Annotated in this window: 12 protein-coding genes; 8 read left to right on the forward strand and 4 right to left on the reverse strand. The window is 74.4% G+C overall.

The window, feature by feature from the left end; all coding sequences use genetic code 11:
• The 4 genes from QSK22_RS03310 to QSK22_RS03325 are packed head-to-tail and all read left to right on the forward strand — an operon-like array spanning position 1 to position 5,796.
• A complete protein-coding gene (locus tag QSK22_RS03310) occupies positions 1–1,464 on the forward strand; it encodes an ABC transporter substrate-binding protein (RefSeq protein WP_285492433.1) in 1,464 nt (487 codons plus the stop codon).
• A complete protein-coding gene (locus tag QSK22_RS03315; RefSeq protein WP_285492434.1) occupies positions 1,461–2,243 on the forward strand; it encodes an ABC transporter permease in 783 nt (260 codons plus the stop codon). Before QSK22_RS03310 ends, QSK22_RS03315 begins: the two co-directional genes overlap by 4 nt.
• A complete protein-coding gene (locus QSK22_RS03320; RefSeq protein ID WP_285492435.1) occupies positions 2,240–3,109 on the forward strand; it encodes an ABC transporter ATP-binding protein in 870 nt (289 codons plus the stop codon). Before QSK22_RS03315 ends, QSK22_RS03320 begins: the two co-directional genes overlap by 4 nt.
• The gene (locus QSK22_RS03325) at positions 3,109–5,796 is read left to right on the forward strand and encodes a fumarate reductase/succinate dehydrogenase flavoprotein subunit (RefSeq protein WP_285492436.1); all 2,688 of its coding nucleotides are present in this window, start codon (positions 3,109–3,111) and stop codon (positions 5,794–5,796) included. The genes QSK22_RS03320 and QSK22_RS03325 overlap by 1 nt, the downstream gene beginning before the upstream one ends.
• 6 nt (positions 5,797–5,802) lie before the next feature.
• Here the strand turns inward: QSK22_RS03325 and QSK22_RS03330 are convergent, their stop codons facing one another.
• Positions 5,803–6,558 carry an adenosylcobinamide-GDP ribazoletransferase gene (locus QSK22_RS03330; RefSeq protein ID WP_285492437.1) on the reverse strand — a complete coding sequence of 252 codons (756 nt, stop codon included), beginning with the start codon at positions 6,556–6,558 and terminating at the stop codon, positions 5,803–5,805.
• Positions 6,555–7,499, reverse strand: a complete 945-nt coding sequence (locus QSK22_RS03335) for a bifunctional adenosylcobinamide kinase/adenosylcobinamide-phosphate guanylyltransferase (protein WP_285492438.1) — start codon at positions 7,497–7,499, stop codon at positions 6,555–6,557. The genes QSK22_RS03330 and QSK22_RS03335 overlap by 4 nt, the downstream gene beginning before the upstream one ends.
• Before the next feature lie 101 nt (positions 7,500–7,600).
• Here QSK22_RS03335 and QSK22_RS03340 point away from each other — a divergent pair, with 101 nt between their 5' ends.
• On the forward strand, positions 7,601–8,449 hold the full coding sequence (locus QSK22_RS03340) for a DsbA family protein (protein ID WP_285492439.1): 849 nt from the start codon (positions 7,601–7,603) through the stop codon (positions 8,447–8,449).
• A 41-nt stretch (positions 8,450–8,490) separates the two neighbouring features.
• Positions 8,491–8,691, forward strand: a complete 201-nt coding sequence (locus tag QSK22_RS03345; protein WP_285492440.1) for a hypothetical protein — start codon at positions 8,491–8,493, stop codon at positions 8,689–8,691.
• Positions 8,692–8,745: 54 nt separating this feature from the next.
• Here QSK22_RS03345 and QSK22_RS03350 read toward each other — a convergent pair whose 3' ends face one another.
• Positions 8,746–9,747, reverse strand: coding sequence for an aldo/keto reductase family protein (locus tag QSK22_RS03350; protein ID WP_285492441.1), 1,002 nt, complete (start codon positions 9,745–9,747; stop codon positions 8,746–8,748).
• Between the two features lie 95 nt (positions 9,748–9,842).
• Complete coding sequence (locus QSK22_RS03355; protein WP_285492442.1) at positions 9,843–10,415, reverse strand: DUF3043 domain-containing protein; 573 nt, start codon at positions 10,413–10,415, stop codon at positions 9,843–9,845.
• 158 nt (positions 10,416–10,573) lie between these two features.
• On the opposite strand from QSK22_RS03355, the gene QSK22_RS03360 reads away from it, so the two are divergent.
• Together QSK22_RS03360 and pspAA are read left to right on the forward strand one after the other, a co-directional pair.
• Positions 10,574–11,386, forward strand: a complete 813-nt coding sequence (locus tag QSK22_RS03360; RefSeq protein ID WP_285492899.1) for a PspA/IM30 family protein — start codon at positions 10,574–10,576, stop codon at positions 11,384–11,386.
• Positions 11,383–11,661, forward strand: a complete 279-nt coding sequence (pspAA, locus tag QSK22_RS03365) for a PspA-associated protein PspAA (protein WP_285492443.1) — start codon at positions 11,383–11,385, stop codon at positions 11,659–11,661. Before QSK22_RS03360 ends, pspAA begins: the two co-directional genes overlap by 4 nt.
• Positions 11,662–11,804: the final 143 nt, after the last annotated feature.

Below are 11,804 nucleotides of genomic sequence, written 5' to 3' on the forward strand. Positions count from 1 at the left end.
ATGCGGAAATCGATATCCCGGAAGGCAGCGGCCCGCAGGGCCGCGGCGGTCGCGGCGGCCCTGTCGGCGGCGACCGGCTGCACGGTGGCGGGCAACGCCGCGTCCGACGGCGGCGACGGCGCCGTGCGGGTCGTCGTCGGCTACCAGTCGAAGACGATCAACACCGTCACGGCGGGCACCCTGCTGCGCTCGCTGGGCGCGTTCGAGCGGCGGCTGAACGAGCTGGGCAAGGCCGAGGGCCGCCGCTACACGGTGGTGTGGCAGGACTACGACACCGGCGCGCCGATCACCGCGCAGATGCTCGCCGGCAAGATCGACATCGGGTCGATGGGCGACTACCCGCTGCTCATCAACGGGTCGCGGGCGCAGGCCCAGGGGGACGACGCCCGCACCGAGATGGTGTCGGTCACCGGCTACAACATGCGCGGCTCGCTGAACGGCGTGGTGGTCGCCGCGAACTCGTCCGCCCGCACGCTGGCCGACCTGCGCGGCGGCAAGGTGTCGGCGAGCGTGGGGTCGGCCGGGCACGGCACGTTCGTCCAGGCGGCGAAGAGGTACGGCCTGGACCCGGCCAAGGACGTCACCGTCGAGAACCAGCAGCCCTCCGTAGGGGCGTCGGCGCTGCAGGCGGGGAGCGTCGCGGGGCTGGCGCAGTTCGTGGCATGGCCCGGCCTGCTGGTCAACCGGGGGCAGGCCCGGCTGCTGTACGACGGCGGCGACCTGAACGTGCCCACCTTCCACGGCGTCGTGGTGCGCAAGGCGTTCGCCGGGGAGCGGCCCAAGGTGCTGCAGGCGTTCCTGCAGGCCCAGATCGATGCCACCCGGTACCTGCACGCCAACCCCGTCAAGGCGGCCGAGACGGTCGCGTCCGCCACCGGGCTGCCCGTGGAGACCGTCTACCTCTACAACGGCGCCGGGGGCGTGGCCATCTTCGACCCCACGATCAAGCCGAAACTGCGGGACGCGCTGGCGCACGACGTGCCGTTCCTGAAGTCGATCGGGGTGCTCCAGCAGCCCCTGGACCTCAAGCCGTTCATCAACGACGGCTATCTGCGGCAGGTGTACGGCGCCCAGTACGACCGCGACGTCGCCTCGACCGCCAACCCCGCCGCCATCAAGGGCACCGACCGCGTCTGCGACCGGCAGGTCGAGGACCCGGCGAAGGCGGGCGAGGTGTGGGTCGCCGGGGAGGCGCAACCGCGCCCCGTCGCCGACCCCGTGTGCCTGCTGCGCAACGTGCGGGCCGTGCAGGACGAGGGCAAGCGCGTCCGCGCCGTCTACATCCCCGACGCGGCGACCGCCACCCGCTGGTTCGCCGACAAGGACGTGTGGGTCGAAGACCCCTCCGCCGACAAGGGGGAGAGGTTCAAGCCCTTCGCCACCCAGGAGGGCGCCCAGAAGTACGTCTCCTCCCACAGCGGCGCCAAGGTCGTCTCCTACGACGAGGCGGTGAAACGGGCATGAACACCGCTCTGCGCTGGCCGGTGCGGATCGCGTCCCTGGCCGCCGCCGTGGCCGCATGGCACCTGCTCACCGCGGCCGACGTGCGCCTGTGGGTGAGGTTCGACCGGCTGCCCGGCCCCGCCGAGGTGGCGCGCGAGTTCGCCCGGCAGGTCCAGCACGGCCAGTTCTACGCCGACCTCGCCCAGAGCCTCGTGCGCATCCTCACCGGGTTCGGCCTGGCCGCCGTGGCGGGCGTGGCGCTCGGCATGGCCGTGGCGCGGTCGCGGTGGGCGGGGGACCTGCTGCGGCCCCTGCTGGAGGTGGCCCGCCCCATACCGGCGATCGCGCTGGTGCCGGTGGCGATCCTGCTGTTCCCCGCCAACGAGCAGGGGATCGTGTTCATCACGTTCGTGGCGGCGTTCTTCCCCGTCCTGGTGAGCACCCGGCACGCCGTGCAGGCGCTGCCGACCGTCTGGGAGGACGCGGTGCGCACCCTGGGCGCCGGCCGGATCCGGGTGCTGGCCCAGGTGGTGCTCCCCGGGGTGCTGCCGGGGGTGTTCGGCGGCCTGTCGGTCGGCATGGGCGTGGCGTGGATCTGCGTGATCTCCGCCGAGATGATCTCCGGTGACTTCGGCGTCGGCTACCGCACCTGGCAGGCGTACACGATCGTCGACTACCCCGGCGTGCTCGTCGGCATGACCACCATCGGCGTGCTCGGCTGGGGCACCTCCGCGGCGGTCGAGCTGGCCGGCCGCCGCGTCACCCGCTGGCTGCCGCGCGCTGAGGGAGGCCCCCGATGACGCACCCGACACCGCCGGCCGCGTCGCCGCCGGACGCCCGGTCGGACGCCCGGTCGGACACCCGGTCCAACGCCCGGTCCAACGCATCGCCGGACAGGCCGCAGGGGAAGGGCCTGGCGCTGCGCGCCGAAGGGGTCGACCTCGGCCACGGACGCGGCGCCCCGATCGTCACCGGCCTGGACCTGGACATCCGCCCCGGAGAGATCCTCGCGGTCGTCGGGCCGTCCGGATGCGGCAAATCGACCCTGCTGCGGGCGTTCGCCGGGCTGCTGGCACCCGTGGCGGGGCGGATCACCGCCGACGGCGCGCCCGTCGCCGGGCCGTCCCCCGACCGCGCGCTGATGTTCCAGGACGACGCGTTGCTGCCGTGGCGGTCCGCGCGCCGCAACGTGGAGCTGCCGCTGGCCATGCGGGGGGTGCCGCGCCGCGAACGCCGCGCGCAGGCGCTGGACTGGCTGGCGCGCGTGGGCCTGGCCGACGCGGGCGACCGGCTGCCGCGGCAGCTGTCGGGCGGCATGCGGCAGCGCGTCCAGCTCGCCCGCACCCTGGCCGCCGGGCCCCGCGCGATCCTCATGGACGAGCCGTTCGGCGCCCTGGACGCCCAGACCCGCGCCGCCATGCAGCGCCTGCTGGTGGAGGTGCTGGCCACCGCCCCCGCCACCGTCGTGTTCGTCACCCACGACGTGGACGAGGCGCTGCTGCTGGGCGACCGCGTCGCCGTCCTCGGCCCGGACGGCGTCGGCACCGAGATCGCCGTGCCCGCGCCCCGCGACCCCGACACCCCCGCGCCCGGCGACCTGCGCGACCGCATCCTGGCCGCGCTGGGCGCCCGCGGCGCGACCGCACCGACCAAGGAGACCGTCTGATGGAGACTCCGCCCGTGACCCGGCGGCGGGAACTGCGCTGCGACGTGCTGGTCGTCGGCGGCGGCACGGCCGGGACCATGGCGGCGATCACCGCCGCCGAGCGCGGCGCGTCCGTGCTGCTGCTGGAGAAGGCGCACGTGCGGCACTCGGGGGCGCTGGCCATGGGCATGGACGGGGTGAACAACGCCGTCATCCCCGGCAAGGCCGTCCCCGAGGAGTACGTCGCCGAGATCACCCGCGCCAACGACGGGATCGTCGACCAGCGCACCATCCGGCAGACCGCCACCCGCGGCTACGCGATGGTGCGGCGGCTGGAGCGCTACGGCGTGAAGTTCGAAAAGGACGAGCACGGCGAGTACGCGGTGCGGCGGGTGCACCGGTCCGGGTCGTACGTGCTGCCGATGCCCGAGGGCAAGGACGTCAAGAAGGTCCTGTACCGGGTGCTGCGGCGCCGGGAGATGCGCGAACGCGTGCGGATCGAGAACCGCGTCATGCCCGTGCGCGTGCTGACCCGGGACGGGCGGGCCGTGGGCGCCGCCGGGTTCGACACCCGCAGCGGGGAGTTCGTCACCGTCGCGGCGGGCGCGGTCATCCTGGCCACCGGCGCGTGCGGACGGCTCGGCCTGCCCGCCAGCGGCTACCTGTACGGCACCTACGAGAACCCCACCAACGCCGGCGACGGCTACGCGATGGCCTACCACGCGGGCGCCGAGCTGAGCGGCATCGAGTGCTTTCAGATCAACCCGCTGATCAAGGACTACAACGGCCCCGCCTGCGCCTACGTGGCCAACCCGTTCGGCGGCTACCAGGTCAACGCGCACGGCGAGCGGTTCGTCGACTGCGACTACTGGTCCGGGCAGATGATGGCCGAGGTCAAACGCGAGATCGACTCGGCGCGCGGCCCGATCTACCTCAAGCTCACCCACCTGCCCGACGAGACGCTCACCGCGCTGGAGGGCATCCTGCACACCACCGAGCGGCCCACCCGCGGCACGTTCCACGCCGGGCGCGGCCACGACTACCGCACCCACGACGTGGAGATGCACATCTCCGAGATCGGCCTGTGCGGCGGGCACTCGGCGTCGGGCGTGTGGGTGGACGAGCACGCCCGCACCACCGTCCCCGGCCTGTACGCGGCGGGCGACCTGGCCTGCGTGCCGCACAACTACATGATCGGCGCGTTCGTGTTCGGCGACCTGGCCGGGGAGGACGCCGCCACGCAAGCCGTCCCGCCGCCGGACGAACTGCCCGAGGACCAGGTCCGCGCCGCGCACGAGCTGATCTACCGGCCGCTGCGCAACCCCGACGGCCCGCCGCAGCCGCAGGTGGAGTACAAGCTGCGCCGGTTCGTCAACGACTACGTCGCGCCGCCCAAGACGGCCGCCAAGCTGGAGATCGCCGTCGAGACGTTCGAGCGCATGGAGGGCGAGATCGCGGCGATGGGCGCGCGCACCCCGCACGAGCTGATGCGCGCCGCCGAGGTGACCTTCATCCGCGACTGCGCCGAGATGGCCGCGCGGGCGTCCCTGGTGCGCGCCGAAAGCCGGTGGGGCCTCTACCACGACCGCGCCGACCTGCCCGAACGCGACGACTCGTCCTGGTTCTGCCACCTGAACCTGCGGCGCCGCGAGGACGGCGAGATGGAGTTCATCAAGCGGCCGGTGGCCCCGTACGTGGTGCCGGTCGAGGGGCTCCCGGTGCCGGAGCCGGGCGAGCCGGAGGTGCTCGGGCCGGTGCGCGTCGCCGGGCGGGCCGCGCCGTCGCGCACCGCCTCCGGCGGGCGGCCGGCCGCGTCCGTGGGGCGCTCCCCGCGCATCCTGGAGCTGCTGGAACTCGCCGAGACCGGCCCGTCCCTGGACGAGATCACCCCCTACCTGGACGACCCCGACCCCAAGGTGCGGCGCGCCGCCGTGGCGACGCTCACCGAGGTCGTCCCCGAGGGCGTGGCGGGCGCGCTGGCGGGCGCCCTCGGCGACCGGCACGGCTCGGTGCGGCACGCCGCCGCGACCGCGCTGCGCGAGCTCGTCGAGGTGCTCCCGGCGACCCCCGAGCTGCGCGAGGCCCTGCTGCCCGCGCTGGACGGCCGGGACGCCACCGTCCGGGCGGCGGTGCTGGACGTGCTGCGCGCGCTGCGCCTCGGCGACACCGCGCTGTTCGCCGCCGCGCTGCGCGACGGCGACCACCGCGTCCGGCTGCAGGCCGTGCGCGGCCTGGTCGCCCGCGACGCGGCCGCCGAGACCGCCCGCGCCGCCGCCGACCCGTCCCGCGAGGTGCGCGTGGCCGCGGCGCACGGCCTGGGCGCGATCGGCGACGCGGCCGCCGCCGCGGCGCCCCTGGGAGAGCTGGTGCGCGACGCCGACCCGCTGGTGCGCGCCGCCGCGTTCGAGGCGCTGGCCGGGGTGGGCTGCCCGGCCCCGCTGGACGGCAAGGCGGTCGAGGCGCTGCACGACCCGGCCTGGCAGGTGCGCACGGGCGCCGCCCGGGGCCTGGCGGGCGCGTCCCGCGAGGTGGCGGCCGACCCGCTGATCAAGGCGCTGGACGACCCGCACCTGGACGTTCGCAAGGCCGCCGTGATCACCCTCGGCCGGTGGGCCGCCGACCCGGCGGTGGCCGACGCGCTGCGCGGCGCCCTCGACGACAGCGACGCCGACGTGCGCGGGTACGCCCGCCGCGCGCTGGCCGCCTGACGCTCTTCAGCGGGCGGCCATGGCGACCAGGGCCGCGGTGGCCGCCAGCTCGACGAGGGCGCCGAGCACGTCGCCGGTGATCCCGCCGAGGCGGCGCACCGCGTGCCGCAGCATGAGCAGCGCCGCGGCCAGGGCGGCCAGCACGGCCGCAACGGCGTGCACGCCGCCCGCCGCGCCGTCCAGCCCGGCGCCCAGGGCCCCGGCCGCCGCGACCGCCACGGCGGTCGCGGCGGCCGCCGCGCGCGTGCCGACCGTACCGGCGACCAGGGCGCCCAGCCCGCCGGGACGCGCGCACGGCACCCCCGCCCGGCACGCCCAGGGCAGGGCGAGCCGCCCGGCGACCGCGGCGACCAGCACGGCCGCGGCCGGGTGCGGTGCCGTCGCCACCGCCGCGACCTGCACCAGCAGCGTCAGCACCAGGGTCGCCACGCCGAACGGGCCGATGTCGGACCGCTTCATGACCTCCAGGGCGGCGTCTGCGGGGCGGCGGCTGCCCAGCCCGTCGGCCAGGTCGGCCAGCCCGTCCAGGTGCAGCGCCCGGGTCAGCACGGCCGTCGCGGCCACGGCCAGCGCCGCCCGCAGCGGCGCGGCCAGCCCCGCCTGCTCGCCCGCGACCAGCACCGCCGCCGCGCCGCCGCCGACGATCAGCCCGGTCAGCGGGGCGGCCAGCATGGCGCGTCCGGCGGTGCGCCGGTCCACCGGCGCGGCGGGCAGCGGGACGACGGTCAGCAGCGTGACCGCCAGCCGCAGCGCCGCGCTCACCGAAGCTCCAGCACGCGCCCCGCCACGACCAGCGCGGCCTCCTCCGACTCGGCGGCGAGCCGCTGGTTGAGACGGCCCAGCAGGTCGCGGAACGCGCGCCCGGAGGCCGTGGCGGGCACCGGCGACAGGCCGACCTCGTCGGACACGGCGACCACATGGGCGGACGCGCCGCGCCACGCCTCGACCAGCTCGTCCAGGCGGGGCTGCACGGCGCCGGGGCAGTCCCAGGCGCCGGCGTCGTCGATGACCGCGGCCAGCCAGGTTCCGATGCCGTCCACCAGCACCGCGCCCTCGGCGGAGCCGAGCACCCGGGCAAGGTCGGTGGTCTCCTCGGTCCGCCACCAGGAGGGGCGGCGCCTGCGGTGCGCCTCGATGCGGGCGTTCCATTCGGGGTCGTCGTCGGCGGTCCTGCCCGTGGCGACGTACGTCACGCGGGGGTGGGCGGCCAGGCGCAGCTCCGCCTCGGCCGACTTGCCCGACCTGGCCCCGCCCAGCAGCAGCAGGCGGTACGGGCCGTCCTTTGGGCGCAGCCAGTACCCCAGGCGGCGCTCCAACTCCTGCGGGGACGGCACCCGGTGGTCGACGTGGACGGCGCGCACATCCGTCGCCGGGGTGACGGCCCCGGCGTGACGCAGCCGCCCCAGATGCTCCGGGAACCCCACCAGGTCCAAAAGCGCGGCGTCGTAGACCGCCCCGTCGGCAGGCTCGGGACGCGCACCGGGCCCGGACGCCACCAGGACGCGGCCACCGCGCGGCCCCGTCACGTCCCACCCTCCGGGGACCTCCCGCCGCGCGCACTGCTCCAGCGGCACGCCGTCCACCACCACATGGGTCGGCGCGTAGTGCACCCCGCCGGCACGCAGGCGGTTGCAGGACGCGCACCGGCATCCGGGCACCGGCCAGCCGTCCGGCCCCGCGACGCCTCGCAGTTCGATCTCCATCGTGGAGGAGACTACGGGCCGGTCGTCGCCCCACCTGCCCCGGCCACGCCCCGCACGGCTACGCTCCACGTAAGCAGGACCACAGAACGGCGAGGAGACCCGTGGCCAACCCCCCGAACCCCCCATGGCCCCCGGGCGGGCAGCCGCCCGGTGCGTTCCCACCGCCGAACCAAGGCCACGGCGGCCCTTACCCGCCGGGCGCGCCCTGGCCGCCCGGCGGCACCCCGCCTCCGCCCGCCCCCCGGCGCGGCGGCGCCGCCCTGGTGATCGGCCTGGTGGCCGGGGGACTGGCGGCCGTGCTGGTCGCGGCCGTCGCGGCGTTCGTCGTGCTCCGCGGCGGCGACGGGCAGCAGGAGCTGCGCGTCGGGCAGATCGAGGGCGGCGCCGAGGCCAGGATCGGCGAGGACGGCAGCCTCACCATGGCCCGGCCGGGCGTCGAGCGCCCCCTCGTGGAGATCTACGAGGACTTCGCCTGCCCCCCGTGCGGAAGGTTCGACCGGAGCAACGACCCCATGCTCAAGCAACTGGCGGTCGCGGGCCACGCCAAGGTCGTCTTCCGGCCGATGGTCATCTTCGCGCAGGGCACCGAGCCCATGTACGGCAACTCGCTGCGCGCCGCCTCCGCGCTGCGCTGCGTCAGCGACGGCGCGCGCTGGCTGTCGTACCAGGACGCGCTCTACAACCACCAGCCGGCCCAGGAGACCAGCAGGGGCTACGAGATCTCCGAGCTGCTGTCGTACGGCGCGTCGGTGGGGCTGACCGACGAGGCGTTCCGCGACTGCGTGTCCGAGCAGTCGCGGGCCGAGGACGTGCTGGCCGCCAGCCGCACCTACACCACCTCCCACGGCATCCAGGGCACCCCGTCGGTGCGGGTGGACGGCCGCCTTCTCGCCAACACCGACATCCAGACTCCCGACTCCCTGCGGCGCGCGATCGAGACCGGAGGCTGATCGAACGGTTACCCTCCTCAGGCCGGAGGGAGGTCGAGTACATGGCGTGGAGCTGGCGGCTGGAGAAGGCCGACGGCCAGGAGGTGGGCCGCTCGGAGGAGACGTTCACCACGCAGGCGGACGCGGAGACGTGGCTGGGGGAGACCTGGCGCGGCCTGCGCGAGGAGGGCGTCGACCAGGTCACGCTCCTGGAGGGCGAGTCGGTCGTCTACGGCCCGATGAGCCTGCACGACCCCGACTGACGGCACCGGCGCCGTGGCGCCGCCCCCGCGGGGGCGGCGCCACGGCGCGCGGGCTCAGGGACGGGTCTTCGGGCTGACCGTCTTGGCCGGGTCGCGCTCGACCACCGGGCCGAGCACGTCGTCGATGCGCTTGAGCACGTCGGCGTCCAGCTTCACCCCGGCGGCCTTGGCGTTGTCGCGGACCTGCTCGGGGCGCGACGCGCCCACGATCGCCGACGACACGTTCGGGTTCTGCAGCACCCAGGCCACCGCCAGCTGGGCCATGGTCAGGCCGAGGTCGGCGGCGATCGGCTTGAGCTGCTGCACGCGGGTCAGCACGTCGTCGTTCAAAAACCGCTTGACGAAGTCCGCCCCGCCCTTGTCGTCGGTGGCGCGCGACCCCTGCGGCGGCGGCTGCCCCGGCAGGTACTTGCCGGTCAGCACGCCCTGCGCGATCGGCGACCAGACGATCTGCCCGATGCCCTCCTTCTCGCACAGCGGGACGACCTCGCCCTCGATCACCCGCCACAGCATCGAGTACTGCGGCTGGTTGGACACGATGCGGTCGAACCCCATCTCGTCGGCGATCTTCAACGCGCGGGCGATCTCGTTGGCCCGCCACTCCGAGACGCCGACGTACAGCACCTTGCCCTGCCGCACCAGGTCGTCGAACGCGCGCAGGGTCTCCTCCAGCGGCGTGGAGTAGTCGAACCGGTGCGCCTGGTACAGGTCCACGTAGTCGGTCTGCAGGCGGCGCAGCGACCCGTGGATCGACTCGAAGATGTGCTTGCGCGACAGCCCGCGGTCGTTCTGCCCGGGGCCGGTCGGCCAGTAGACCTTGGTGAAGATCTCCAGACCCTCGCGCCGCTGCCCCTTCAGCGCCCGGCCGAGGACCTCCTCGGCGCGGGTGCCCGCGTACACGTCCGCGGTGTCGAAAGTGGTGATCCCCTCGTCGAGGGCGGCGTGCACGCACGCGCGCGCCGCGTCCTCCTCGACCTGGGAGCCGTGGGTGAGCCAGTTGCCGTAGCTGATCTCGCTGATCTTCAGACCGCTGCGGCCCAGGTGTCGGAACTCCATGGCTCCGACCCTAACCCCGCGAACCCCGCGGAGATCACGTCCGGTGCCGGGTGGACGCCGCGGCCCTCCCGGGGACGTCGCCGCGGCGCCCCCGGTCAGATCTTGTCGCCGATCTCGACCTGGGGGGCGGGGATGCGCAGCCGGCGGAACTGCATGGCGCGCATCGCCGCGTACAGCCCCACGCCCCGGCGGTCCTCGTCGGGGAACCGCTCGGCGGCCAGCTTCTTGATCCTCACGCTCAGCCAGATCCCCTCGATGAACACCAGTGCCAGCAGCAGCGGAGGCGCGAACAGCACGATCAGCCTGGCCCACACCGTCGGCACCAGACTGAGCAGGATCACGGCGAGCATGCCGTACATCAGATACGAGCCGACGGTGCGCCGCGAGTCGACGAAGTCGCGCGCGAGCCGCCGCACCGGCCCCTTGTCCCGCTTGAGGAGGTAGCGCTCGTCGCCCCGGGCCATGCCCTCGCGCACCTTGGCGCGCTCGGCGGCCTGCCTCTCGCGCATCCGCCGGTAGGCCTCCCGGCGGTTGGCGGGGGCCGTGAGCGGCTGGCGGCGCCGCTTCTCGGCGTCGCGGCGCTTGGGGGTGGGACGCCCCTTGCCGCCGGGCTTGACTACTACCTGCGGAGGATCCTCGGGGGCTTCCTGGGTACGACGTCGGAACACGGGGATCAGCCTACCGGCTGCGAACATCGTGACTGCCTCGCGCGTTAACGCGTAGGGTGATAAGAACCCCAGCAGTGGTCATTGAGCCCAGTTTGTGACTGAGCTACAGCACACGAAGGGACCGGCGCCGCGCGATGAGCGTGATGAAGCGAATGTCGATGATCTTCAGGTCCAAGGCGAACAAGGCTTTGGACCGCATGGAGGATCCTCGCGAGACCCTGGACTATTCCTACCAGCGCCAGCTGGAAATGCTGCAGAAGGTCCGTCGGGGTGTTGCCGACGTCGCGACCTCGCGCAAGCGGCTGGAACTGCAGATCAACCAGCTGGAGCAGCAGCACAACAAGCTCACCGAGCAGGGCCGCAAGGCGCTGCAGGTGGGCCGGGAGGACCTGGCCAGGGCCGCGCTGGAGCGGCGGGCCGGTCTCGACTCGCAGCTCAACGACCTGCGCACGCAGTACGAGCAGCTGCAGAGCGAGGAGGAGAAGCTCACCCTCGCCTCGCAGCGGCTGCAGGCCAAGGTGGACGCCTTCCGCACCCGCAAGGAGACGATCAAGGCGACCTACACCGCGGCCGAGGCGCAGACCAAGATCAACGAGGCGTTCTCCGGCATCTCCGAGGAGATGGGCGACGTCGGCCTGGCCATCCAGCGCGCCGAGGAGAAGACCGAGACCATGAAGGCCCGCGCCGGGGCGATCGACGAGCTGCTGGCCTCCGGTGCGCTGGAGGACTTCACCGGTCCCAAGGACGACATCCAGGCCGAGCTCGACCGCATGGGCGCCACCACCGGCGTGGAGCTGGAGCTGGAGCGGATGAAGGCCGAGCTGGGGCAGGGGGTGGCGCCCAAGCAGCTCGGCCAGGGCAGCACGCCCGACGCGCAGCAGCAGGACGCCCCCCAGCAGGCCCAGCAGCAGTCTCCCCAGCAGTCCCCCCAGCAGGCGCAGTACCCGCAGCAGCCCGGGGGTGGCCAGTGATCGTCCGCATCATGGGCGAGGGGCAGCTCGACGTCGCCGACGACGACCTGCCCGCGCTCAACGACCTCGACAGCCGGCTGGAGTCGGCCATCGACTCGGGCGACGAGCAGGCCTTCCGCGCCGCCCTGCACGCGCTGCTGGACAACGTCCGCAAGGTCGGCACGGCGCTGCCCGCCGACAGCCTGGAGCCGTCGGAGCTGGTGCTGCCCCCGGTCGACGCCACCATCGACGAGGTGCGCGCCATGCTCGGCGACGAGGGCCTCATCCCCGGCTGAGAATCCGGCCGAAATCTCCGGCCGAGTCGTGCCGGGGCCGCCCCTCCCACGGCCCGCCGCGGGCCGCCGCCCCGGGGAGGTACGGGCATCGGCCCTGCTCAGGGCACCAACGCGCCGCGTCGAACGTTCCCACAATGGGGTTT

Origin of the sequence: Actinomadura sp. NBRC 104425 (genome assembly GCF_030269545.1) — a bacterium.
Taxonomy (GTDB): domain Bacteria; phylum Actinomycetota; class Actinomycetes; order Streptosporangiales; family Streptosporangiaceae; genus Spirillospora; species Spirillospora keratinilytica.

Bases quoted from the DNA above. Each gene is read 5' to 3' on its own strand.
- QSK22_RS03310 (WP_285492433.1), top strand. From the start codon at position 1: ATGCGGAAATCGATATCCCGGAAGGCAGCGGCCCGCAGGGCCGCGGCG.
- QSK22_RS03315 (WP_285492434.1), top strand. From the start codon at position 1,461: ATGAACACCGCTCTGCGCTGGCCGGTGCGGATCGCGTCCCTGGCCGCC.
- QSK22_RS03320 (WP_285492435.1), top strand. From the start codon at position 2,240: ATGACGCACCCGACACCGCCGGCCGCGTCGCCGCCGGACGCCCGGTCG.
- QSK22_RS03325 (WP_285492436.1), top strand. From the start codon at position 3,109: ATGGAGACTCCGCCCGTGACCCGGCGGCGGGAACTGCGCTGCGACGTG.
- QSK22_RS03335 (WP_285492438.1), bottom strand. From the start codon at position 7,499: ATGGAGATCGAACTGCGAGGCGTCGCGGGGCCGGACGGCTGGCCGGTG.
- QSK22_RS03345 (WP_285492440.1), top strand. From the start codon at position 8,491: ATGGCGTGGAGCTGGCGGCTGGAGAAGGCCGACGGCCAGGAGGTGGGC.
- QSK22_RS03350 (WP_285492441.1), bottom strand. From the start codon at position 9,747: ATGGAGTTCCGACACCTGGGCCGCAGCGGTCTGAAGATCAGCGAGATC.
- QSK22_RS03360 (WP_285492899.1), top strand. From the start codon at position 10,574: ATGATCTTCAGGTCCAAGGCGAACAAGGCTTTGGACCGCATGGAGGAT.